The sequence below is a fragment of the Clostridium psychrophilum genome, from assembly GCF_018861705.1.
GTDB lineage: Bacteria > Bacillota > Clostridia > Clostridiales > Clostridiaceae > Clostridium_AD > Clostridium_AD psychrophilum.
Genome location: NZ_JAHLEC010000021.1, coordinates 1 through 25,803, shown reverse-complemented (window position 1 = coordinate 25,803; position 25,803 = coordinate 1). Strand labels below are relative to the sequence as shown.

Annotated in this window: 20 protein-coding genes and 1 pseudogene; 17 read left to right on the top strand and 4 right to left on the bottom strand. The window is 30.6% G+C overall.

Annotation, left to right across the window (positions count from 1 at the left end; genetic code table 11):
• Positions 1-79 precede the first annotated feature (79 nt).
• Positions 80-2,794, bottom strand: a complete 2,715-nt coding sequence (locus KPL38_RS06855; RefSeq protein WP_216288404.1) for a CheR family methyltransferase — start codon at positions 2,792-2,794, stop codon at positions 80-82.
• A 128-nt stretch (positions 2,795-2,922) separates the two neighbouring features.
• Entirely contained in the window at positions 2,923-4,365 is a 1,443-nt protein-coding gene (locus KPL38_RS06850; protein WP_216288403.1) for a sensor histidine kinase, read from the bottom strand.
• A 442-nt stretch (positions 4,366-4,807) separates the two neighbouring features.
• Between KPL38_RS06850 and KPL38_RS06845 the strand changes: the two genes are divergently transcribed.
• The 6 genes from KPL38_RS06845 (at position 4,808) to KPL38_RS06820 (ending at position 12,538) form a co-directional block, all read left to right on the top strand.
• Positions 4,808-6,589: an alpha-amylase family glycosyl hydrolase gene (locus KPL38_RS06845; RefSeq protein ID WP_216288402.1), complete on the top strand. Its 1,782-nt coding sequence runs from the start codon at positions 4,808-4,810 to the stop codon at positions 6,587-6,589.
• 150 nt (positions 6,590-6,739) lie between these two features.
• Complete coding sequence (gene glgA, locus KPL38_RS06840; protein WP_216288427.1) at positions 6,740-8,173, top strand: glycogen synthase GlgA; 1,434 nt, start codon at positions 6,740-6,742, stop codon at positions 8,171-8,173.
• A gap of 519 nt (positions 8,174-8,692) precedes the next feature.
• Complete coding sequence (locus tag KPL38_RS06835) at positions 8,693-9,766, top strand: ABC transporter ATP-binding protein (protein ID WP_281419331.1); 1,074 nt, start codon at positions 8,693-8,695, stop codon at positions 9,764-9,766.
• A 9-nt stretch (positions 9,767-9,775) separates the two neighbouring features.
• Complete coding sequence (locus KPL38_RS06830; RefSeq protein ID WP_216288401.1) at positions 9,776-10,630, top strand: ABC transporter permease; 855 nt, start codon at positions 9,776-9,778, stop codon at positions 10,628-10,630.
• Positions 10,630-11,412, top strand: coding sequence for an ABC transporter permease (locus KPL38_RS06825; protein ID WP_216288400.1), 783 nt, complete (start codon positions 10,630-10,632; stop codon positions 11,410-11,412). Before KPL38_RS06830 ends, KPL38_RS06825 begins: the two co-directional genes overlap by 1 nt.
• A gap of 58 nt (positions 11,413-11,470) precedes the next feature.
• Positions 11,471-12,538, top strand: a complete 1,068-nt coding sequence (locus tag KPL38_RS06820; RefSeq protein WP_216288399.1) for a polyamine ABC transporter substrate-binding protein — start codon at positions 11,471-11,473, stop codon at positions 12,536-12,538.
• A gap of 115 nt (positions 12,539-12,653) precedes the next feature.
• Here the strand turns inward: KPL38_RS06820 and KPL38_RS06815 are convergent, their stop codons facing one another.
• The gene (locus KPL38_RS06815) at positions 12,654-13,490 is read right to left on the bottom strand and encodes an NADP-dependent oxidoreductase (RefSeq protein ID WP_216288398.1); all 837 of its coding nucleotides are present in this window, start codon (positions 13,488-13,490) and stop codon (positions 12,654-12,656) included.
• A 696-nt stretch (positions 13,491-14,186) separates the two neighbouring features.
• Here KPL38_RS06815 and KPL38_RS06810 point away from each other — a divergent pair.
• The 7 genes from KPL38_RS06810 to KPL38_RS06785 all read left to right on the top strand — a co-directional run bounded on the left by KPL38_RS06810 (position 14,187) and on the right by KPL38_RS06785 (position 19,417).
• Positions 14,187-14,510, top strand: a complete 324-nt coding sequence (locus KPL38_RS06810; protein WP_312884166.1) for an ArsR/SmtB family transcription factor — start codon at positions 14,187-14,189, stop codon at positions 14,508-14,510.
• A 26-nt stretch (positions 14,511-14,536) separates the two neighbouring features.
• Positions 14,537-14,908, top strand: coding sequence for an arsenite efflux transporter metallochaperone ArsD (arsD, locus tag KPL38_RS06805; protein ID WP_216288396.1), 372 nt, complete (start codon positions 14,537-14,539; stop codon positions 14,906-14,908).
• A 61-nt stretch (positions 14,909-14,969) separates the two neighbouring features.
• Positions 14,970-16,019, top strand: a complete 1,050-nt coding sequence (arsB, locus tag KPL38_RS06800; RefSeq protein ID WP_216288395.1) for an ACR3 family arsenite efflux transporter — start codon at positions 14,970-14,972, stop codon at positions 16,017-16,019.
• Positions 16,020-16,064: 45 nt separating this feature from the next.
• The gene (locus KPL38_RS06795; protein WP_216288394.1) at positions 16,065-16,493 is read left to right on the top strand and encodes an arsenate reductase/protein-tyrosine-phosphatase family protein; all 429 of its coding nucleotides are present in this window, start codon (positions 16,065-16,067) and stop codon (positions 16,491-16,493) included.
• A gap of 216 nt (positions 16,494-16,709) precedes the next feature.
• Complete coding sequence (locus KPL38_RS19985; RefSeq protein ID WP_281419330.1) at positions 16,710-16,844, top strand: hypothetical protein; 135 nt, start codon at positions 16,710-16,712, stop codon at positions 16,842-16,844.
• Between the two features lie 57 nt (positions 16,845-16,901).
• Positions 16,902-17,924 (top strand): DUF1646 family protein, encoded by a 1,023-nt coding sequence (locus tag KPL38_RS06790; protein WP_216288425.1) that lies wholly within the window; start codon positions 16,902-16,904, stop codon positions 17,922-17,924.
• A 485-nt stretch (positions 17,925-18,409) separates the two neighbouring features.
• Positions 18,410-19,417: a DUF3231 family protein gene (locus tag KPL38_RS06785; RefSeq protein WP_216288393.1), complete on the top strand. Its 1,008-nt coding sequence runs from the start codon at positions 18,410-18,412 to the stop codon at positions 19,415-19,417.
• Positions 19,418-19,641: 224 nt separating this feature from the next.
• On the opposite strand, the gene KPL38_RS06780 is transcribed toward KPL38_RS06785, so the two are convergent.
• A complete protein-coding gene (locus KPL38_RS06780; RefSeq protein WP_216288392.1) occupies positions 19,642-21,063 on the bottom strand; it encodes a metallophosphoesterase in 1,422 nt (473 codons plus the stop codon).
• 430 nt (positions 21,064-21,493) lie between these two features.
• On the opposite strand from KPL38_RS06780, the gene KPL38_RS06775 reads away from it, so the two are divergent.
• The 4 genes and pseudogenes from KPL38_RS06775 to KPL38_RS06760 form a co-directional block, all read left to right on the top strand.
• Positions 21,494-22,282, top strand: a complete 789-nt coding sequence (locus tag KPL38_RS06775; RefSeq protein WP_216288391.1) for an electron transfer flavoprotein subunit beta/FixA family protein — start codon at positions 21,494-21,496, stop codon at positions 22,280-22,282.
• Between the two features lie 17 nt (positions 22,283-22,299).
• A complete protein-coding gene (locus tag KPL38_RS06770) occupies positions 22,300-23,508 on the top strand; it encodes an electron transfer flavoprotein subunit alpha/FixB family protein (protein WP_216288390.1) in 1,209 nt (402 codons plus the stop codon).
• A 154-nt stretch (positions 23,509-23,662) separates the two neighbouring features.
• Positions 23,663-25,060 (top strand): FAD-binding oxidoreductase, encoded by a 1,398-nt coding sequence (locus KPL38_RS06765; protein ID WP_216288389.1) that lies wholly within the window; start codon positions 23,663-23,665, stop codon positions 25,058-25,060.
• Between the two features lie 203 nt (positions 25,061-25,263).
• Positions 25,264-25,803, top strand: a pseudogene (locus tag KPL38_RS06760) (pyruvate:ferredoxin (flavodoxin) oxidoreductase); the annotation flags it as partial.

The following is a 25,803-nucleotide window of genomic DNA, read 5'->3' as shown; positions in this document are numbered from 1 at the left end:
CACCTCTCAATTGTAAATATTATTATGCGCAAAAATAACTTTTAATATACTTTGAGGGGTGAAATACTATAACTCAAACTTATTTATCATCAGGATCGGTAGACGCGGCAACTTCACTATGACCTTTTTGTAATTCATTTAACCTATCATTTACTAGTAATAATTCCTTGTCTTGATCAACAAGCCTTTGTTTTAAAGCTAATTTCGATTTGCTGAGCTTCGCTTCAAGTGATTTGGATTTAGTGATATTTACATAAGTTATAACTACACCATCGATTTTGTCTTTTAACGTATGGTAAGGAAGAATACGAGCGTTAAACCAATTACCGTTACTAGAGATGACCTGTTTTTCAACAGTTTTCAATGTGCGTTGCACATCTTTAATATCATCTGTCATTTCAGGATAAATAAGATCCGACGCTATATCAGTTATTGGTCGACCTACATCACTTGGAATTAATCTTGATACTACTTTCATTTCATTGGTAAAATGTTTAACGAGTAACTTATTATCCAAAAATAAAGTAGCAATTTCTGTACTGTCCATTAAATTTTTCATGTCATTTGTGACTAGTGACAAGTTGTTTAGTTTTGCCTGTAATTCAAAATTGATTATCTTTAGTTCTTCATTTGAGGACTGAACTTCTTTCTTTGTTGTGGTCAATTCCTCGTTTGTTGATTGAAGCTCTTCGTTGCATGACTGCAATTCCTCATTACTGGATTTAAACTCCTCTTGGGATATTTGCATTTCAGCACCAGTATCTTGCCACATTTGGCGAGCTTGTAGTAGTTGTTGTTCTAGTTCTTCTTCACGTTTATTACTTGCAGGGACTTGCTTAGTTGTATTTATTATTTCGTCAACATTAGCATTGGTCACATCGGTAAAAACAATCATTACCATTCCACATAGTCCACCTGGCTCATTGAGCGGATTGATTGAGATGTCAACAATTAACGGACCACCTTCGTTTATCACAACTGCATTCTTGAAATTCACCGTTTGTTTTTGACGAAGTGCTTTATAGAAAGTGTCACTAAGTTTATAGTTTAGCCCTTCACGCGCCATGGCAAAAACATTCCAATTGACTTTACCAGCAGGTGGCTCAAGATATTTGCCTGTTCTCCCTGTAATGTAGAGAATATCACCTTTACCGTTTACGAGAACTGTGGCTGGTGAATAATTTTCCAAAATCAATTTATCCGCTAGTGACTGCATGTTCTGAACCTCCTCCGATGGCGGGATCATGGAAGTCTGATCCGGAGAAAATGAGGTCGAGAATTCTATAGGATCTGTTTGAATTAAGGCTTGGAGCCTCTGATAAATTCGTGATTTAAGATTAAGTGGTTTAAAAAGATTAGTAAAGTTGCCCACTGACTCTGCACTTCCTAAAAACAAAAATCCACCATTATTAAGACTGTAGTGAAAAAGAGGAATGAGCTTTTTCTGGATTTCTGGAGTCAGATATATAAGCAGGTTGCGACAGAGCAATATATCAATTTTTGTAAATGGGGGATCCTTAATCATGTTTTGCTGAGCAAAGATTACCATATCACGAATAGTTTTGTTAACTTGATATCCACGATCCACCTTGACAAAATATCTATTTAACCTCTCAGGAGACATATCTTTTGATATATTATTTGAGAAAATTCCCTCACGAGCTTTATCAATCGCTTCATTGTCTAAATCTGTAGCAAAAATTTGCATAGAAAAGTCAGTGGATGTTTTTAACTCCTCAAGCACTTCTTTGAAAACAATTGCTAGAGAGTATGCCTCTTCACCGGTTGAACAACCAGATATCCAAACCCGTAGCATATCACTAGGGGACCTTTGCTCTAAGAGTTCCGGTATAACTTTGTTTTTTAACAATTCCCATTCTGCGGGTTCGCGAAAGAAACTGGTAACCCCAATTAAAAATTCCTTGAATAGTAATTTCAGTTCCTGAGGATTTTGTTTCAAAAAGCATACATAGGTAGCTAAATCGCTAATTTTATGGATATCCATACAACGTTCAATCCTACGTTGTATAGTATTTCTTTTATATAAAGAAAAATCATGACCTGTATGTACTCGTAACAGGGCAATAATATTATCGAAGTAACTGTTTAGGTTGTTTGTTTTGTCCTGGTCATCAATCTTGACACATGGTTTGTGCCGAGGGTAAGAAATAATTTTTGAAGGCATTGTTTTTACGTCTGATATAATGTCAGCTAAACCTGCATCTATGGCGCTACGAGGCATGTCTTCAAATTTAGCAGATGATGGTAGCTGAACAAATACACTTCCTCCATTTTTCTTGATTTCGTTGAGGCCTAATGTACCATCTTTACCCATGCCCGAGAGGATGACACCAACACTTCTCTCATGCAATTCATTTGCAAGGGAGCAAAAGAAAAAATCTATGGGCATTCGCAAAGTGTGAGGCTCAATATAATCAAAAAGGTGTAGCGCATTATGCTTAATAGACATATTCTTATTTGGCGGAATTACATAGACGCAGTCTGGATGAACTGATATATCTTCATATACCTGAACAGTTTTCATAGTAGTAGCAGTCTGAAGTAAATTTACCAAAATTTGCTTACTGTTATTCTCCATATGCTGAACTATAACAAAAGCCAAACCGCTATTTTTAGGGACATTACCTAGAAAAGTTAACAAAGCATCTAATCCTCCTGCAGAAGCCCCTATACCAACTATTGAAAAGCCTTTTTTTGCAATAGTTGGCACAGAAGAATTGTCTTCAGGATTTTTAATCTTTACATTTTTGTCTAATTTCTTATTCTCTTTCATCGTACCCCTCCATTTACAGATTGTTTAACACATCATCATATTCTTTTATTATAACAAATTATTGCTAATTAGAGTACAATAGTTTATAATTCTCTATATTATTGCGGTTTCATCTCTGAAAGAGATGATTAATCTAAGGAATATATATCTGAAAACTCAATATGTATTCTTTGAATGCTTTCTTCTGATTCAGTTTCAAACTCCTCACGTACGCTATTATCTTCAGGTAGTTTTACTACTGGAAGCACAATGGTGAACTCTGTTCCTTTGCCATATTCACTTGATACGGAAATTGTGCCTTTATGTAGCTCAACAAGTGATTTTACAATGGATAAGCCGATGCCACTTCCTTCTCGATTCCGAGTAAGTGATCTATCTACTTGACTAAACCTGTCAAAAATAATATTTAATTTATTTTTCGGTATACCAATTCCTGTATCTTTTAATGAGATTATAATATTTTTTCCTTTATCATACATATTTATTTTTATACTTCCACCTGGTTTTGTAAACTTTATTGAATTAGAAATTAGATTTAGTATTATTCTTTCAATTTTTTCTGGATCGCATGATAATATACATTCTTCTATATCAGTGTCAAAAACCAATTCAATGGATTTAGACTTAATATACTCAGATACCGACATGGTAACACTTTCAACAACATTTACAATATTACAGTTTTGTAGATTTAAATCAAAAAAACCAGCATCAAGTTTTGTAATATCAATTATATTATTAACAAGTCTTAATTGTCTGTAACAATTTTGTCTCATTATATTACTATATTTTTTAAATTTTCTTTGGTTTTTAACATCACTACCAATTTTAAAGGTATCCAAAAGCTGTAAGGTACATAAAATTACATTTAGTGGTGTTCTAAGTTCATGAGAAAGATTGCTGAAAAATTCTGACTTTAAACTTTCTGACAAAATTGTTTCATCCAACAATTTCTTATTCGTTATATCGACAAGAGATAAGACAACTCCTTTAATTTGATTTTCAACCGTGCAGTATGGCGAGCATTTTAATAAATACCAACTTCCATTTTTACTTTGAACTTCATGTTCAGAAGACTTGTGACTGCTTAATACTTCGCTAGCACCCGCATTTAAGTCATCATTAATAAGATTAGTTGATATGTCATGCATTGGACGTCCAATATCTTGATCCTTAAGGTTTATTTCTTTAGTACTGTTTGGTGTAAACTTTCTTATACAAAGATTTTCATCAAGAAAAACAGTTCCAATATTTGAACTATTTAAATAATTTGTCATATCATCATTTAAAGTAGTTAATTCTTGATTTTTATATTGATACTGGGTGTTGAGTTTTTGCAATTCATCATTTACTGATTGATATTCTTCATTTGCACTCATTAGTTCTTCATTATAAGCAAGTTGCTCTTCATTTGAGGTTTGTAGACATTTTTTAGTATACTGAAGTTCATTTTCAAGTTGTTTGATTTTTTCATTTAAATTCTTTTCCAAATCTGGTTTTTCTATATATTCATTTTTATCAACATTAATATCTTTACAATCCAAATTTATAATTGGCATTACATTTTTCATAATGCATATCTCCTTTTATTAATTATTTATATTATTTATATTGTTTAACTATTTATATTATTTAATATATTTATATTTCTACAAATACATATTACTTTCCTTCAATTATAGTGTGTTTAGTACTATAATTCACTCGCAACTTTCGTCAAACTCTGCGTAGTACAAGGCAAGATATAGCAATAAGATTCACTAATCATTTAGATAATTCAAGAAAAAAGGGGTTTTATAAGTATGGGTGTATTTTTATACTAATATAGGATATAAAATCGTTGTAATTGGATAGTGTTTATTTATAAATAAGTTATAAATAAATTATAAATTATAAATTATAAAATATAATTCAATAAAATAGTATATAATGTAATAAAATATAATATTATAGCAAATTGTTACAGTCAGATATACTATTTAAACAAATTTTTTAAAAAGGAGATAAAATAATATGATTAATTCAATTTATTCTCAAGCATTTTCAAAGGTGTTAAAGAGTGCTAGAAATTCAGAAGAAAAAGATGTCCTCGTTGGGAATTCAATTGTAAAAATCAAAAGGCCTTTTCCCTCACCTGAGGATTGGAGGGACATTACAATTTATTTTATTTTGAATGACAGGTTTAATAACCCTAATTCAGAACCAAAATCTAAATGGGATGAAAAATATAATGATTTTCAAGGTGGAACTTTTAATGGAATTAGCGATAAACTAGATTATATTAAATCTCTAGGATTTTCAGCAATTTGGCTAAGCCCTGTCTTTAAAAACTGTGCTTTTGATAATACATATCATGGATATGGTATTCAAGATTTCTTGAACGTTGATCCACGATTAGGGACAGAAGAAGAATTACAGAATCTAATTGATCAAGCTCATGCCCGAGGTATTTACATTATTTTAGACATTGTTTTAAATCATACAGGGGAAGTTTTTAAGTATGACCTAGGTAATGGTAACATTGTAGATGAACCAGAACTTTCAAATCATCCTAGTAATATTTTGTGGAGAGATAAAAATGGAAAGGGCAAGTGGTCCGTGCCACCTAAAAACTGTAGTCATGATGCAGGTGTTTGGCCAGCTGAACTTCGAAATAGCAACTATTTTTTTAGACTTGGAAATGGAAATGCAGAGGATAACAATAGTGGAGATTTTTTCTCCCTAAGAAAAATAAATATAGATTTTATGGATAAAGATAGACTTTGTCCTGTAAGAGATATTTTAATTAAATCCTATCAATATGCTATAGCAAAATTTGATTGTGATGGATTTAGAATTGATACTTTAAAATATATTTCAAATGATTTTGCACATATTTTTGGTAATGCTATAAGAGAATTTTCCCAAAGTATTGGGAAAAAGAATTTTTTTACCTTTGGTGAGGTGTATGACACTGAGTTGAAAATAAACCAATACATAGGGAGAAATACCCAAGATACGAATGGAATTATAGGAGTTGATGCTGCTTTAGATTACCCCCTTTTTTATGTTCTGCCTATGGTTATAAAGGGACTTATTCCACCTTCAGAAGTAGTAAGGGTATTTTCCAATCGCAGGGAAATTCAGAAGAGTTTTTTAAGTTCTCATGCAGATGCTGGACGTTATTTTGTTTCTTTCATTGATAATCATGATCAAGCTCAACGTTTTTATTCAAAAGGATATCAAGAACAACTAAAGATGGCAATTGGTGCACTAATAACATTGCAAGGCATTTCTTGCATATATTATGGCACTGAGCAGGAATTAAGTGGAAGCGGTGGAATGGACAATGTAAGGGAAGCTTTATGGGGAAAACCAAATGCTTTTGATACTACTAATCCTATATATAAATCTATGAAGGCGCTTAATACCCTTCATTCTAATGAGGCTACTCTTAGATATGGTCGTCAATATTTTAGAGAAATATCTGGAGATGGTATTAATTATGGAATTTCATCATATCAAGGGGGAGTATTAGCTTACTCTAGAATACTTTACGATGAAGAAGTTCTTGTTGTCATTAATACTAGTACAGAGAATAGTTGGTCTGGTTATGTGATAATAGATTATATCCTCAATTTTAAAGCTTCAAAATTGAAGCTGCTTTACAGTAATTACAACAAAAAGACTACGGCGGTTGTATCGACTAAAGAGAATACTATTACTTGTAGATTTGATGGAAGTAAGTTTATGGGTAAAGTATGTACAGTAAGTTTAAATTTAAAACCTATGGAAATACAAATTCTTAAAAAATAAAGTTATAACTAATAACTCATATTGACTTAACTTGTGCTAAATGTAGCTTATTTTTAATATTCTAGAAATTAAAGGGAATTACAATATTATGTAGAAGTTTAAGAGATAAGATATAAGATAAGTAAACTAAATGGAGGGGTTAGTATGAGTATAAAAGTGTTGTTTGTAGCTTCACAGGCATATCCTTTTATAAAAGCTGGAGACGGGTATATGGCAGATGAACTACCTAAAGCTTTAAGAAAGATAGGAATTGATGTTAGAGTAATTATACCTAAATATAGTGGTATTCCATTGTATATTAAAAACTGTATGGAAACTATAGCTACTTTCAAGGTTAAAGTTGGATGGAGAAATCAATATTGTGGGTTGCAATATTTACTTTATGACGATGTGCCTTACTATTTTATAGATAATGAATATTATTTTAAGAGAACTCGTACATATGGATATTATGATGATGGTGAAAGATTCTCTTATTTCTCAAAAGCAATATTAGAATCTATGAAATACATGAGGGATTTTGTGCCAGATATAATTCATTGTAATGATTGGCAATGTGGAATTATACCAGTTTTACTTAAAGCGAACTATAGTAAAGATGTTAAGTTTAATAAAATAAAGAGCATATTTACTATACACAATATAAAACACCAAGGAATATTTCCAAAAGAAATGCTAAAGGAGTTATTAAATTTAGACGAGACTTATTTTAATGAGGATGCACTGAAATTTTATGATTCTATATCTTTTATGAAGGGTGGAATTATTTTTTGCGATGCAATAACTACTGTAAGTAATACTTATGCAAGAGAAATACAGACCCCTTTTTATGGAGAAGGTTTAAATGGATTATTGGCCTCAAAAGCTGAAAAACTTTATGGCATGGTAAATGGTATAGACTATGAGGTTTATAATCCTAAATCCGATAAAAAAATATTCCAAAATTATGATCCGGAAAACATAAAACAAAAAGTTAAAAATAAATTAAAGTTTCAAGAAGAACTATGTTTTACAGTAGATGAAGATATACCGATGATAGGTATTGTGACTAGTCTAGTGAAACAAAAGGGAGTAGATTTAATTGTAGATAAACTCGAAGAATTACTTAGCCTTGATATTCAAATAGTATTGCTTGGTAATGGTGATGAATATTATGAGGATATATTTCAATTTTATGCGTCAAGGTACCCAAGTAGGATATCAACAAATATTGTTTTTGACGAGAATCTAGCACAGCAAATATATGCTGCTTCAGATATGTTCTTGATGCCATCTTTATCTGAACCCAGTGGTACAGAACAGCTTATAGCATTAAAATATGGAAGCATTCCAATTATTCATGAAACTGGAGTATTGAAGGATACTGTTGTTTTTTATAGTAAATATACAGGTAATGGCAACGGTTTTTCTTTTAATAATTATAGTGGCGAGGAATTATTGGATGCAGTAAATAGAGCACTAGATTTATACAAAGACAAAGCGTCTTGGAATGAATTAATTCACAATGCCATGATTTCAAACAACAGTTTGGAGAAATCAGCTGAAAACTATATGAATTTATATAGTTATATAAAAAGTAATTAGTTTTAAAATCGGAAGGTAATTAGACTTATTCTAATTACCTTCCAATTTTTATTTATAGATTTATTATATTATTGAAATCTTAATGCTTTTATTGAGTTCAATTTTGATGTTTTATTTAAAACCTTTGTTTTCTTGTTAAGATAATTCTCAACGATACTAAGCATACATATAAAATTATCTTCTGTGGAGCTGTAACATCATCTCCTGGGTCGCAGCAATATTAATAACTTTGGAAGCAGATTTAGACTGCCACCAAAGTAATTTTCCTAGGCTAGACAACTGCCACTTATAGAAGATGGCAGACTTGAAGCTTCCAAAATGTTGTTAAAATGCAGTATTAGGTTAGGTGTTTTATGAATGCATTAATATCTTTCAATTTAATAAATAATATAATGGGAATAATTCTCATCATATATGTAGTATAATTAGAAACAACATCAAAATAATGAACATTATGGAATTAATATAATAAATAATTTTTCATTTAAATGCAAGATATACGGGGGGAGTTTTTTAAAATTGTCAGAGATTATATTAGAAATGGACAATATAATAAAAAAGTTTGATAACCAAGAGGTAATTAAAAACATATCATTAAAGGTAGATAAAGGGGAGTTCTTAACATTACTCGGGCCAAGTGGCTGTGGGAAAACAACAACCCTTAGAATAATAGCAGGTTTTGAGAATCCAACAAGTGGCAGCGTTTTACTTGAAGGTAAACATGTTGAAAATAAGCAACCTAATGACAGAAACGTAAATACAGTATTTCAAAACTATGCATTATTTCCACATATGAATGTGTTTGATAATATAGCATATGCTTTAAAAATCAGAAGGGTTAATAAGATAGAAATAAAGGAAAGAGTTATGAAAATGTTAAGTTTAGTCCAACTTGAAGGTTATGAAAAAAGAAAAATAGATGGATTAAGCGGTGGTCAAAAACAAAGAGTTGCAATAGGAAGGTCTCTAATAAATAAACCTAAAATATTACTATTGGATGAGCCTTTAGGGGCACTTGATTTGAAACTTAGGAAGCAAATGCAAATTGAACTTAAAAAATTGCAGAAAAAGTTACAGATCACGTTTGTATATGTTACCCATGATCAAGAAGAAGCACTTAATATGTCAGATAGAATAGCGGTTATGAATGAAGGAATTATAGAGCAGATAGGAAGCCCTGAAGATATATATGAGAGGCCGGAAACAAAATTTGTAGCAAGTTTTATTGGAGAATCTAATTTAATTAAGACTAGGATAAAAAAAATTGATGAAGAAAAAATATCTGTTGAATTTGATAAAAATGAGATGATTGTGAATTATAAAAATTATGACAATTCAAAGAATAAAGAAAGCTATGCTTTAGTAAGACCGGAAAACGTTAAATACACTAGGGAAAAACCACAATTTGGAATCAAATCAATAATAAAAGAACATAGTTATATCGGATCTATGATTAAAACTATTGTTGAATCCGAAAGCGGTCAAGAAATTATTGTATATGATTATGATAAGAAAAAAGATTTAATAGGCATAGGTAGTGAGGTTTGGATATATTTTGAACCTGAAGATGTAGTTTTAGTTGAAGAAGGTTAGGTGAGAAAAATGAAGAAAAAAATTAATATTTCAACTGGATTCACTATAACACCAATATCTTTTTGGATGATTTTACTAGTTGCAATACCTTTATTGTATATTGTGTTTATTAGTTTTATGCAAAGAGGTGATGATGGTGGTATAGTCTATATACCAACAATTTCAAATTATACAAAAATGGCTAACCCATTGTACGTTAAAGTATTTTGGGACTCTTTAGTAGTAGCTTTGGTTACAACAGTATTTACATTAGGATTTGGTTACCCTTTTGCATACTTTGCGGCTAAGATAAAGAAATATAAAATTATAATAATGCTTTTAATAATGGCACCATTTTTAACTAATTCGTTAATACGTACTTATGGATGGATTGTAATACTAAGTACTGGAGGAGTATTAAACCATTTATTGATTAAAATTGGAATCATAAAAGAACCATTAAAGATGTTATATTCTTATTTTGCTGTAATGATCGGAATGATATATACAATGTTTCCATTTATGGTACTTCCAATATATAATTCTATAGATAAGATGGATAAAACTTACATTGAAGCGGCTAAAGACCTTGGTGCAAGTAGATGGAAGACTTTTAGAACTATTACGGTGCCTCTAACTATGCCAGGAATAGTTGCTGGTTGTATTTTAGTATTTATACCATCTGTAGGGCTCTTTTTCATACCAGATTTAATGGGTGGAAGTAATGTAATGCTTATTGGTAATTTAATCGAAAATCAGTTTCTTTCAGCAAATGATTGGCCTTTTGGGGCAGCTCTATCAATAGTAATGATCTTTCTATCCTTAATTTTAATTCTTATTTATGTAAAAGTTATTGGTAAAAAGTTAGACACGGAGGTGTTCTAATGAATTCAAAATTATCCAAAGGATCAGAAAGAGCATATATATTGTTTATATTCGCATTTTTGTATGTTCCAATTGCAATAATTATTATGTACTCATTTAATTCAGCTAAATCGAATATAGTATTTGGTGGGATTACTTTTGATTGGTACACTAAGTTATTTAATGATGATGATGTAATTACTGCACTTGTTAATAGTTTAACCATTGCAACTTTAAGCACTGCAATCTCAGCAATAATTGGAACGGTTGGTGCGTTTGGATTAAAGAGATATAATTTCAAAGGAAAAGCAGTAATAAGTTTTCTTGTTTATATTCCAATTGTAATTCCAGAGATAATAATGGGAATATCATTACTTGTGTTTTTCTCAGCTCTTAACATTAATTTTGGTATATTTACATTAGTACTAGCACATACAACTTTTTGTATACCATTTGTGCTTATAAATGTTAAATCAAGACTTGCGGATTTTGACTTGTCTATTGAAGAGGCAGCAATGGATTTGGGAGCATCAAAATTTACGGTATTTAGAACAATTACACTTCCGCTAATTTTACCAGCAGTGGTTTCAGGTGCCATGCTTGCGTTTGCATTATCACTTGATGATGTTATAATAAATATTTTCTTAAGTGGACCAGAAAGTACTACACTTCCAATTAAGATATTCTCAATGATACGATTTGGTCTTTCACCTGAAATAAACGCGTTGTGTACAATTATGCTAGTAACAACTTTTGTTGTTTTATTATTATCACAAGGTATAAAACTGAAAAAAGGAAAATAAAATGTATTTTAAATGAGGTTTTACACTTGTTAAAGAAATTAAGGGGGAATTTATTTTTATGTTAAAAAATCGATTTAAAGCTTTAAGTATTTTACTTGCAGTTTCAATTATAGGATTCACACTTGTTGGGTGCGGAAAATCGAAGACTAGTGAAGAAAAAGTAGTTAATATTTATACTTGGGCAAATTATGTTCCAGCAAATGTTGTTAAAAATTTTGAGAAAAGCACAGGAATTAAAGTTAATTATAGTAACTTTTCAACAAATGAAGAGATGCTTGCAAAGTTACGCGCATCTAAAGGTGGACAATATGATGTAATAATTTGTGCAGACTATATGGTACAGATTATGGCAAAACAGAAAAATGTCTTATTACAGCCTATTAATAAATCTGCAATTCCTAATTATAAAAATATAGATAAGGCTTACTTAGGTCAATATTATGACAAGACCAATAAGTACTCAGTACCTTATTCACTTGGAAGTCAGATGATAGTTTATAATCCAGACAAGGTTAAAATAGATATTAAGAGAATAAGTGATTTATGGAGTCCTTCTTTGAAAGGTTCCGAGGTATTACTCGAAGACCCAAGATCTGTAATAGGTATGGCATTAACAAAGCTTGGGTATAACATTAATGAGACAGATCCAGCAAAATTAGCACAGGCAAAGGTTGAGCTTGCTAAACTTCGAGCTAATGTTAAAGTGTTTGATGCAGATACACCAATGACTAGTTTAATTAATGGAGATACAAATATTGGAGTTATGTGGGGATCACAGGCATCAGCAGCAATTAAAGGTAATAAAAAGTTCAAAATTGTTTATCCAAAAGAGGGGATGCAGTTTGAAGAGGATAATTTAATTGTTCCAGTAAATGCACCTCATCAAAAAAATGCTGAAAAATTTATAAACTATGTACTTGGTGGTAAAGCAAGCAGCGATATTACAACTAGTATAGAATATATAAATGTTAATATAGCAGCTAAAAAATTCATGCCTCAAACGGTTCTTAATAACAAGGCAATATATATACCTAAAAATGAATTTACCAAAGCTAAACATTTACAGGATGCTGGTAGTGCATCTAAGTTATATGATTCAATTTGGTCAGAATTCAAACAAAAATAGAGTAAGTTACAAAAATGTCGTTAAACAACTAAAAATAAACATTATAAAATCACCCTCAATTATAGATAATAAAATTATAATTGGGGGTGATTTTATTGAAATTTCTAAATGTAAATTATTTTATATTTATTATAATTTTACCTTTAGCATGATGTGATTCACTTAATGCATGAGCATTTTGAAGCCCAGCTTCATTAAATTCGAACGTTTTACCTATTACAGCTTTAAGTTTGCCTTTGGCCATAAGATTTGCTAATTTCTCAAGATCTTGACCATTTGGTTGTAACATATGAAACACTGCATTTACTCCATATTCTTTTGCTTTTTCACTATCTGGAGGTTGAACAATAGAAACTAATGTTCCGCCTTTTCTTAATACTTTATAGCTTTTATCTTGAATATCATTACCCAAAGTGTCAAATACTAAATCGTAATCTTTAAGCTCTTTTTCAAAATCAGTTTTTTCATAATTTATTACTTTATCTGCACCAAGAGATTTTAGAAGGCTTTCATTTTTACTGCTGCCGGTAGTAGTTACATAAGCTCCAAAACTTTTAGCTATTTGAATAGCTAAGCTTCCAACACCGCCTGCACCAGCATGAATTAATACATGATCACCGGATTTAATTTCTCCAATGTCAACAAGACATTGCCAAGCGGTTTCACCAGCAAGAGGAATTGATGCTGCTTCGTCAAATTTGATATTTGCAGGTATTTTTACAACTAAATCTTCTGCAACTGTTATATATTCAGCATAGGTGCCATTTGATGTAGTAGCGGGCCTTGTAAACACTCTATCTCCAATCTTTAATGAAGAAACATTTTTACCAACGTTTGTAACAATACCAGCTGCATCCCAACCTAAAATAAGTGGAAATGTGAAAGGCATCATTTCTTTAAGAGTTACGCCTCTTACTTTCCAGTCTATTGGATTAATTGAAGTTGCATGCATTTTCAATTAATACTTCATTTGCTTTTGCAATTGGATTAGGTACGTCTCGTAATTTTAGCTGCTTTCTGTCACCATATGTTTCTAGAATAACTGCTTTCATTTTATTACACCGTCCTTATAGTTTCTATAGCTTTTTTTTAGATCAAATTCATTTGTAAAAGTTAAATCGATATAAGATAATCATACGAAAGAAAATCTTATATTGATTACTTTATTGAGTATATTTAAAAGACTACCTAATAATGCTTTATACTACTAAAAAAAATTATATATATCAGTTAGTTTAAATTTACTAATAACTGAGTTACTATTTTTTAATTAAATCATCTCCTGGGTCGCAACAGTTTCGAAGAAGATGCATCATCTCCTCTATGGAGTTGCGACAACTTTGGAAGTAGATTTAGATGCAACCAAAGTAATTTTCCTAGGCTAGACAACTGCCACTTATAGAAGATGGCAGACTTGAAGCTTCCAAAATGTTGTTAAAATAATTTGTTGTAAATCTAACTTAATTGCTATTGTGATTAATAAATAAAAACTATTGGAACGTTTAATTAAAATCTACATAGAATGTTTTATATATAATATTGTAAATATATATATAAAGTTTATACTATTTTATAGGGAACATATTGACACAATATAGATAAGGGTATATATTATATATAGATGAACGTAAATATAAGAGGTGACGATGTGAAACAAAATTATGATGATGGTGCAAAAAATATAAAAGCAATTTCAGATGCAAATAGACTTAAAATAATTGATATTTTGTCCTGCGGTGAAAAGTGTGCCTGCGATATATTAGAACATTTTGAGTTTACGCAACCAACGCTTTCACACCATATGAAGGTGCTAATGGAATCTGGTATTGTAAAATGTAGAAAAGAGGGATTATGGAGTTATTATTCTTTAGATAATAACAATTGTAATAAACTTATACTATTTCTTATGAACCTTACAACAGAAAAAGATGAATGTATATGTAAGGATAAAACTAAATGTGAATGCAAATAATAAACAAATATAAAGGAGTGTTTTATATGAAAAAAATGATTATTTTTGAGCCAGCTATGTGTTGTTCAACAGGAGTTTGTGGCCCAGGCGTTGACAGACAGCTATTAAGAGTTTCTACAGTAATTAATAATTTAAAAAATAATGGTATTTTAGTTGAGAGGTATAACGTATCAAGTAATCCACAAATATTTGTTGATAATAAAACAATAAATAAAATGTTAGACGATGACGGAATAGATGTGCTTCCAGTTACAATGGTTGATGATGTTGTTGTAAAAACAAAGAAATATCCCACAGATGAAGAGTTTTCTAAATTATTAGAAGTGCCAGTAAGTTCTCTAAAATCAACTATTAAAAAACCATCTAAAGGTTGTGATTGTAAGGGTGGATGCTGTTAATAGCTAATTTAAAAGATATATCTATATTAAAAAAAAATAATTATAAAAGGAGAATTTTAATATGAAAGGACAATCAAGGTTATCATTACTTGATAGGTTCCTAACCTTATGGATATTCCTTGCTATGGCAGTGGGTATTTTATTGGGCTGGGCAGTACCGGGAGCATCGGTTGTTTTATCAAAACTATCAATAGGTAATACATCATTACCTATTGCAATTGGTCTAATAGTAATGTTATATCCACCACTTGCAAAGGTTAATTACAAACAACTTGGCAAGGTATTTAAAAGTCCAAAGATTTTAAGTTTATCTTTGGTACAAAACTGGATTATTGGACCAATATTAATGTTTATACTTGCCATAGTTTTTTTAAGGTCAGATCCGGGTTTGATGACAGGACTTATATTAATAGGTGTTGCAAGGTGTATTGCTATGGTAATAGTATGGAATCATTTAGCAGGTGGAGATAGTGAATACGCTGCAGCACTCGTAGCTTTTAATTCAATATTTCAAATAATATTTTATTCAGTATTTGCATATGTTTTTGTAACAGTATTACCACCTTTATTTGGACTTACTGGTTATAAAGTTAATATTTCAATGGGAGAAGTGGCCTCCTCTGTTGCAGTTTATTTAGGAATTCCATTTGCACTGGGATTTCTCACAAGAGCAATTTTAGAACCTAAAATGGGAACTGAGTGGTACACAAAGAAGTTTGTTCCAAAGATTAGTCCACTTGCTTTAATTGCATTGTTATTCACAATTGTAGTTATGTTTACTTATAAAGGACAATATATTGTTGAACTTCCTTTAGATGTTATTAAAGTAGCTATTCCACTTTTAATTTACTTTGTTATTATGTTTTCAGTATCATTCTTTATTAGTTATAAACAAGGATTTGATTATAAAAGAACAGTAACACTAGCATTTACAGCTGCAAGTAATAATTTTGAACTTGCTATTGCAGTTGCAGTGGCCGTATTTGGAATACAATCTAAAGAAGCTTTTGCAGCAGTTATTGGGCCACTTGTTGAGGTTCCAGTAATGATAGGACTAGTTAATGTTGCATTACATTGGAAAAAGAAATATTTTGATAAAGAAAAGGCTTAAATTATGGAGAAAATTATTACTTAAGATATAAAGGAGAATTATATTATGAAACCAAAGGTAGCGTTCATTTGTGTTCACAATTCTTGTAGATCTCAGATAGCAGAGGCTCTGGGAAAGATGTTTGGGTCAGCTGTATTTAAATCTTATTCGGCAGGAACGGAAACTAAACCTCAAATTAACCAAGATGCAGTTAGAATAATAAAAAATTTATATAAGGTAGACATGAATGAAACCCACTTTTCAAAATTAATTGAGGATATACCTGAGGCCGATATTGTAATAAAAATGGGATGTAATGTAGTTTGTCCAATTATGGCACATAGGCATGAGGAAGATTGGGGACTTGATGATCCTACTGGAAAATCTGATGAAGAATTTATAAAAACAGCAAAAATAATTGAAAAAAAAGTTAAAGATTTAAAGAAGAGAATAGAAAATAATGAGATTAATTTAAATACTGAAATGGTTTTGTAGTATATATTGATTATAAAACTTGAGTTAAGGAGAACAATATAGTATAATATACTCTATAATCTAATATTTTTTAGCGGTTGGACAAACTGAAATTTAGTTTGATTCTGAGAATTTTGTTTCTAGGGTGGGAAACTCTTATATTGAGTTCCCTGCTTTTTTATTTTTTGATTGTCAAATGGGAAATAACATATATTAACAATTATTGGAGGTGATAATATGAATTCTTTAAATATACTTATAATTATTATTGTTTCAGTAATGTTTATAGGATTTGTTTATATTAACTTTAGACTACCTCAAAATTTGAAAAAGAAAAAAGAAAAAAGACAAGAAGAACTAAATAAAAGGTAGGATTACTGTTAAGTACAAGAACATTAGGGAATAGATAATAATAAGGGAGTGATAATAATTTTATACATATTAATTTTACTTTTAGCAATAACTTTTGTGTTACCAATTATATCTAAGAAAGTAGAAAGAAACCTTGAGTTTTTTCTATTTACGGTAGGGGTGTTAGCAGCTATTACTTCAGGAGTTTTAAATAAAGAACTTTTCTTATATATACTCGAAAATAAATTTATGTATATAATAACTTTTGCAGTATTATTAGGTGGATTTTTGTTTAAAGCAATTACTAGTCATATAAAAAGAGGATTAACACATATTCTAAAACGTGTTCCGTTAAAACTTTTTATATTTTTATTAGTAGTAATTATAGGGCTTTTATCAAGTATTATAACTGCAATTATTGCTGCCCTTCTTCTGGTAGAAATAGTTAGCATATTACCAGTGAGTAGAAAAAACAAAATAAATATTAATATAGTTTCATGTTTTTCAATTGGGCTTGGGGCAATATTAACGCCAATAGGTGAACCACTATCTACAATTGTGGTATCTAAGCTCAATGTAGATTTCTGGTATCTTTTTGAGAACTTTGCTATTTATATTATACCTGGTATATTGGTTCTTGGAATTATTGGAGCATGGTATGGTAAAGAAGAAAAAATTGACACAAAGAGTGTAGATGAAAATGATATAGAAGAGTCAAATAATATAATCCTCATAAGAGCTATTAAAATTTTTATGTTCATTATTGCACTAGAATTACTTGGAGAGGGCTTTAAACCAATAATTGAAGCTTATATAGTACCTCTTGATACTCGTTATTTATATTGGGTTAATATGTCTTCAGCAGTGCTAGATAACGCAACACTCGCTGCGGCTGAAATAAGTTCCAAAATGTCTTTGACGCAAGTTAAAGCTGTGTTAATTGGATTACTTGTTAGTGGAGGAATGATGATTCCAGGTAACATTCCAAATATTATTTCCTCTGGAAAATTAAAAATCAAAAGTAAAGAATGGATGAAGCTAGGACTTCCTCTTGGAGTTGCTATTATGCTCATATACTATTTCATTTTATTCGTAATATAAGTGTTTTCCATTTTTAAGGCTCTTTTCCTTAATACTGGGGGAATCGAAATGACATTATGGGCATAACCTACTCAAATATTCGGATTAGTTAGAACTTATAATCTATTTGAATTAACAATAGTAACAACTTCATATATGTTATTATATCAATATTTTACTGGATGGTATACGTATATTTTGGGTTATACAAATTAATATTATGGAGTTATTTATATTCATTCGTGGTTTTTATATTTATAGAAGATACATAAACGTCTTAGTAAATACACCAAACATAATAGCAAAAATGTGAGTTATTTATGAAAATATCATATAACAGTATAATGTAAGACAAATTAAAGCATAATAATGTAAGACAAATTAAAGCATAATGATTAATTGAGAACATCAAAATTTAGACATTCAAACTCTCTAATATAAGAATTATATATATATATATTCTTATTAATATCATATTATAAATTTTAATAGAAAGAAGGGTTTATATGACTACAGAAGCGAAAATACAATTAACTTCATCAGAATTAGGTACATTATGGATGACTTATATATCAAAGTCAGCAAGGTTAATAATATTTGATTTGTTTAAAGATAAAACTATTGATAAAGAGGCTCAAAACATATTAAGTACCTATATTCCTCAAGGACAAAATATACTGAATGAAATTGTGAATGTATTTAATAATGAGAAAGCAGTTATTCCAATGGGATTTGATGAACGTGACGTGGTAAAAGAAGCACCTCCTCTATTTGATGACATTTTTAATATAATGTTCCTTCGCCAAATGATGAAATTAAATTTTGGTCATTCTGCAGTATTTTCAGCTATGTCATTTACAAAAGAAGCTCATGATATATTAAAGCATAATTATGATCTTTCTGATAAGTATTATGTTATGACAACAAACTATCTATTAGAAAAAGGAGTGCTTGCAAAGCCACCGTATGTAACTGTGCCCCAAAAAATAGAATTTATTGAAGATAAAAATTACATGAGTGGCCATAATATTTTTGCTGATAAACGTGCATTAAATACAATTGAAGTTGGTTTTATTAATGAAGCTATTGAAGATAACATTTTTGGTATGCAGTTGATGACAGGGTTTGCACAAGTTGCAGCGGAAAGTGAAGTTAAAGAATATTTCATAGAAGGTAAAGAATTAGCAAAAAAGATTATTACTAATTTAAGTAATGTATTATTACAAAGTGATATTCAGCCTCCGAGTACATGGGCAGGTAGAGCTACAGATTCAACTGAGACACCTTTTTCTGATAAACTTATGATGTATATAACAAGTTTAGTGTCTAGCTCTTCAATAGGTTACAATGCTTTAGGTACATCCTTTAGTATGAGAAGTGATTTACATACTAAACTTGCAATTATTGCAAAGGATACATTTGATTATGCAAAAAAAGGTGGAAAACTAATGATTATACATAAGTGGATGGAAGAGCCCCCTCAAATGGAAGACAGAAATCAACTTACAAAATAAAAGCAGAATACTTTAAAATGTTTAAAGATTATCCTAATGGATTTTATATAAATGCCAAATCAAGAATGGTTCTTGATAATGCAACACTCGCTGTTGCTGAAATAAGTGATTTCAAAGAAATTATTGTTTAAAAAAATCATTAATAATAAAAAAATACTTGTTAGATAAACATTTTACGTGTTTAGCTACAAGTATTTTTTTATATGTTTTGGTTTTATTATAAATTACAAGATATGTCTATCAACGCCATATCCATATCTAAAACAATCGATAACGCCAGTGATTTTATCTGCAACGATAACATCCCACAAATCTTCTTTATTTGTACCTAAAGTTCTTTCTTTAATGCCTGAACTATAGCAAGAAGCAGTATTTATAAAATTCCATCCCAAATCAACAGGCTTATTAATATTGTCAGTATGCGTGTGCCCATAGACGTAACATAGTATTTTTCTTGGACCTTGGCTTTTAAAGTTGGCATTTACTGATAGACCATAATCTCCTGAAGTGGTTGCTGAAAATTCGTCACCGTTCATAAATGATTTCAATACTCCCTCAACAAGAGTACCATTATATGGATTAGAACCGTTATACATCAAATCTTTATCCCTTGTAGCCATATGAGATAATATTATAACTGACCAATCATTTTTATCTAGTGTATTAAGAGCTTCAGATTGTAACCATAAAACTTGCCTTGATCCAAATCCATAAAAATTTTGGCCACACCATTTTACAGTGTTATCTTTATTCTTTATTATTGGATAGTCTGTTGAATCAAGGCATATTACTCTGATTTTTTTGTCATAAAAATCTTTATAATAATAAAGACTCATATTATCCTTAGAATCATGTATTTCTCCATTCATAAAAGGTTTTATCATTCGATTAAACCATTCTTTTTTAGTAATAAGATTAGATAAAACAGGATTTTTAGGTGAAACAACAGTATAACTATTATCATCATGGTTACCGTGAAGTACAAATACAGGTGTTTTGGATACTCTTAATATTTTTGCGATTTCACTTAGTTTACTTTTAGGATTTCCTTTGTTTTTATAAACACCAGAATGTATATCGCCACCTATAGCAATAAAATCTAATATTCCGTAACTTTCAATATTTATAACAGCGTTTAAGTGTTTTACAATTTGATCATAATAATTTTTGTAATCATCAGCGTGAAGATCCGTTACGAAAGCAAATTGTATTGTATTATTTGTACTAGTGTCAACAACTTTCCTTTGTACATTTTTTATATGATTATGTTCACAGTGGTGCGATACATCAACTTGTGAAATGACATCTTTTTGTTTTATAGTATTGTTTATTATTGAGTTAATCGTAAATTCGGGGAACTTTATTTTCTTGTTTTTATTATTTATTAATAATATTTGTGTCTTACAATTACCAATTGATAAAATATTCAAATCAGATAATGTTATTGTTATTTTTCCATGTATGGCATCAGTTATTACAATATGAGCGGAATCTATTACTATCTCTGAACCCAATTTTAAAATTAAAAGAGATATTGTGAGGCCTGTTAAATTTATTGGAATTTTATTTTTGCTTAAAATAATATTAAAAATATATTTATTTTCAAAGTTATTTTTAGATTCATTAGGAGCCTTTTGTATTTTCATAAAATCATTCCTTTCTTTATCTATAAAAAATTGCCTTTATTATTAATATGCTTAATTGTTGGTTAATACGCATTAAATCATCTCCGGGGTCGATGCAACAGCTTTGAAAAAGATGCATTGACAACTTTGGAAGCAGATTTAGACTTCTACCAAATCAATTTCCCTAAGCTAAACAACTGCCACTCACAGAATATGGCAGAAATGAAGCTTCCAAAATGTTGTTAAAAAAATATATAAAATAATTGTAACACCTCTTAATATATAAAATTCATATATACATGTAAACTTTTTCACAAATTTATATAAATATTCAAAATGTTATAGAAATATTCTAAATAGTATGTTATTATGAAACTACAAAGTGGTCAGACCATCTGACCATTGAAATAATGTTTATAATTTCTATACAAAATATAGGAGGAAGATATATATGGAAATATTAGTTTGTATAAAACAAGTTCCAGGAACTTCAAAAGTTGAAGTAGATCCAGTTACAGGCGTTTTAAAAAGAGACGGTGTAGATTCCAAAATGAATCCTTTTGACTTGTTTGCATTAGAAACAGCTCTTAAAATTAAGGAACAACAAGGCGGATTAATAAAGGTTATTACTATGGGGCCACCTCAAGCAAAGGATGTAATTCGGGAAGCTTATATGATGGGTGCAGACGAGGGAGCATTAATTTCTGATAGAAAGTTCGCAGGCGCTGATGTTCTAGCTACATCCTATACAATTTCGCAGGGAGTAAGGAAAATGGGCGATTTTGATCTTATATTATGTGGAAAGCAAACAATTGATGGTGACACTGCTCAAGTAGGACCAGAAATGGCAGAATATTTAGGTATTCCTCACATTGCAAACGTTTTAAAAATAATAGAATTAAAAGAAAAATCAATTGTAGTAGAAATGGATATGGCAGATACTATAGAAGTAGCCGAGGTTCAATTCCCATGTCTTCTAACTGTAGATAAAGACATATATCAACCAAGACTTCCTTCTTATAGGAAGAAACTAGCTACAAAAGATAGAGATATAAAAATGATAACATTAAATGATTTTGAAGATAAGAATGAAAAAAAATATGGACTTAACGGTTCACCAACTCAAGTTGAGAGAATATTTCCACCATCTGTAAACAATGATCGTGAAACATGGACAGGTACTGGAGCACAACTTAGTTCAAAAATAGCATCAAAACTTAAAGAATTAAAATTTGTATAAAGAAGGGTGGAATTCTAATGAGTAAATTAATTTGTAATCAAGAGAAAGTAAATGAAACAAATGTTCAAGAGTTAATAAAGATTTGCCCTTTTGGTGCTATTGAATACAATAATGGAAAAATCGAAGTTAATGCAGGCTGTAAAATGTGTAAGGTATGCGTTAAAAAGGGCCCAACTGGTGTAATGGAATTTATTGAAACAAAGGAAAAACAAGTTGATAAGAGCTTATGGAAAGGTATAGGTGTATATGTTGATCATGTTGAAGGGGTTATACATCCTGTAACATTTGAACTTATTGGAAAAGCTAGAGAGCTTGCAAAAGTTGTTAATTTCCCAGTTTATTGTGTATTCATTGGTTATAATATAAAGGAAAAAGCAAAAGAATTACTTAGTTATGGAGTGGATGAGGTTTTTGTATACGATTACGAAGAACTAAAAGATTTTAGAATAGAACCTTATACGGCAGCATTTGAGGATTTTGTAAATAAGGTAAAACCATCATCATTACTTGTTGGAGCTACAACTATTGGTAGATCACTTGCTCCTAGAGTTGCTGCAAGATTTAGAACAGGACTTACTGCTGATTGCACAATACTTAAAATGAAAGAAAATACAGACTTAGTACAGATAAGACCTGCTTTTGGTGGTAATATTATGGCTCAAATAATATGTCCTAATAATAGACCACAGATGTCAACAGTAAGATATAAGGTTATGAATGCTCCTGAAAAATTATGTGAGGCAAAAGGTAAAATTACAATTTGTGAAATGGATAGAGCAAAACTTAAATCGAATATAGAAGTACTAAAAGTTACTAAAAAAGAAGTTGAAGAAAATATATCAGATGCTGAGGTAATAATTGCAGTTGGTAGGGCTTTAAAATCAGAAAAAGACCTTGCTATGATTCAAGAACTTGCTGATCTTCTTGATGCTCAAGTAGCAGGTACAAGACCAACAATTGAAGCGGGTTGGATTGATGCTAAAAAACAAATTGGTCTTTCAGGCAGAACAGTTAAACCAAAACTCATAATAGCTCTTGGAATTTCTGGCGCAGTTCAATTTACAGCTGGAATGAATGGTTCGGAGCGTATATTTGCAGCAAATAAAGATCCAAATGCATCTATATTCAATGTAGCTCATTATGGAATAGTAGGAGATATATATGAAATAGTTCCTCAATTAATTGATGACATCAAAAACTTTGGTGCAGAATATTGTGTTCGTTAATAAGAAAAGATAATGTAGCGGTTCACTAAATAGGTTGGGAGTTCACTAAGAAAAATTAGGAGTTCACCAAATAAGTTTGTGACCAAAATAAATAGGGAGTGTTCACTAACTAGGTTAGTACTTACACTAAATAAGTAATCAAGGAGGCAATTTTATGAGCTATAAAAAAATTGATGCTAAGGACATAGAATTTCTAGTTTCTATATTAGGCAAAGATAGAGTGTTTACAGGCGATAATATAAATGATGATTTTAGCCATGATGAAATGGGTGGAATAAGTAAAATGCCAGAAGTATTAGTTGAAGTTCTAAATACTGCTGAAGTGTCAAAGATTATGAAATATGCATCTGATAATATGATCCCAGTTGTAGCAAGAGGATCAGGAACAGGGCTAGTTGGAGCATCAGTTCCTATCTACGGTGGAATAATGATAAATATGTCTAGAATGAATAAGATACTTGAAATCGATGAAGAAAACTTAATGCTAACACTCGAGCCAGGTGTTCTTTTAATGGAGATAAGTAAATATGTTGAAGAGTTTGATTTATTTTATCCACCAGATCCAGGAGAGAAATCTGCAACAATTGCTGGAAATATAAATACAAATGCTGGTGGAATGAGAGCTGTTAAATATGGGGTTACGAGGGATTATATAAGAGGTCTTGAAGTAGTGCTTCCAAGTGGAGAAATACTTGAAGTTGGTGGAAAAGTAGTTAAAAATTCTACTGGCTATAGCATAAAAGATTTAATATGTGGGTCAGAGGGAACACTCGCTATAGTAACAAAAATAATATTAAAACTTATACCATTACCTAAAAAAGCTGTATCACTATTAATACCTTTTCCTAACCTTGATATGGCAATAAACACAGTTCCGTTGATAGTTAAATCAAAAGCAGCACCAACTGCAATAGAATTTATGCAAAGAGAAGTTATTCTTGCAGCTGAAGAGTTCCTTGGTAAAAAGTTCCCAGATAATTCGTCAGATGCATACCTTTTATTAACTTTTGATGGTAATACTATAGAAGAAATAGAAAAAGATTATGAAGGCGTTGCAAATATTTGCCTAGAGCAAGGTGCTCTTGATGTATTTATTACTGATACAGATGAAAGAAAAGAAGCTGTTTGGTCTGCAAGAGGAGCTTTTCTTGAAGCAGTTAAAGCAACAACAAGTTATATGGATGAATGTGACGTTGTAGTTCCAAGAAACATGGTTGCAAAATTTATTAATTATACTAATGAACTTCAAAAGCAGTTTGATATAAGAATAAGAAGTTTTGGTCATGCAGGTGATGGTAACCTACATGTGTATGTGTTAAAGGATGATCTTACAGATGAAGTATGGGACAAAAAAATTGCAGAAGTATTTGAAGCAATGTATAGCAAATCTAGGGAACTTAAAGGTTTAGTATCCGGAGAGCACGGGATTGGTTTTGCTAAAAAAGCTTATATGCTAGAACAATTAGGTCCTGTGTATGTAGGTCTTATGAAAAATATAAAATTAGCGTTTGATCCTAAAAATATATTAAATCCAGGAAAAGTTTGTGAATAAAATAGATTGACAAGACTTGAAATACCTGAGGGGTGACGAGCAAAATGCTATATTATAGGAGTAATATCTTGAATTCTTCATAAAATTATGGTGGTTCATAAATGTAAACATTAAATGTGGAGTTTAAGCATTAAATCATCTCCTTGGGTCGCTGCAACAGCTTTGAAAGCAGATAAATAATTTAACGAAAGAAGGCTTATTAAATGAGAAAAATGAAAACAATGGATGGTAATACAGCAGCTGCACACGTTGCGTATGCATATACCGATGTGGCAGCAATTTATCCAATAACGCCATCATCAACAATGGCAGAATATTGTGATGAACTTGCAGCTAAAGGAACAAAAAATGTATTTGGTCAAAAAGTTAAAATCATGGAAATGCAATCAGAGGCAGGCGCTGCAGGAGCAGTTCATGGTTCACTTCAAACTGGAGCTTTAACTTCAACTTTTACATGTTCTCAAGGATTATTATTAATGATCCCAAACATGTATAAAATTGCAGGAGAACTTTTACCAGGAGTATTTGATGTAGCTGCTAGAGCGTTAACAACTCATGCACTTAACATTTTTGGAGATCATCAAGATGTAATGGCAACTAGACAAACAGGATTTGCGCTACTTGCATCAAATAGTGTACAAGAAGTAATGGATCTTTCACCAGTTGCTCATTTAACAGCACTAGAGGGAAGAATACCTTTCGTAAACTTCTTTGACGGATTTAGAACTTCTCATGAAATACAA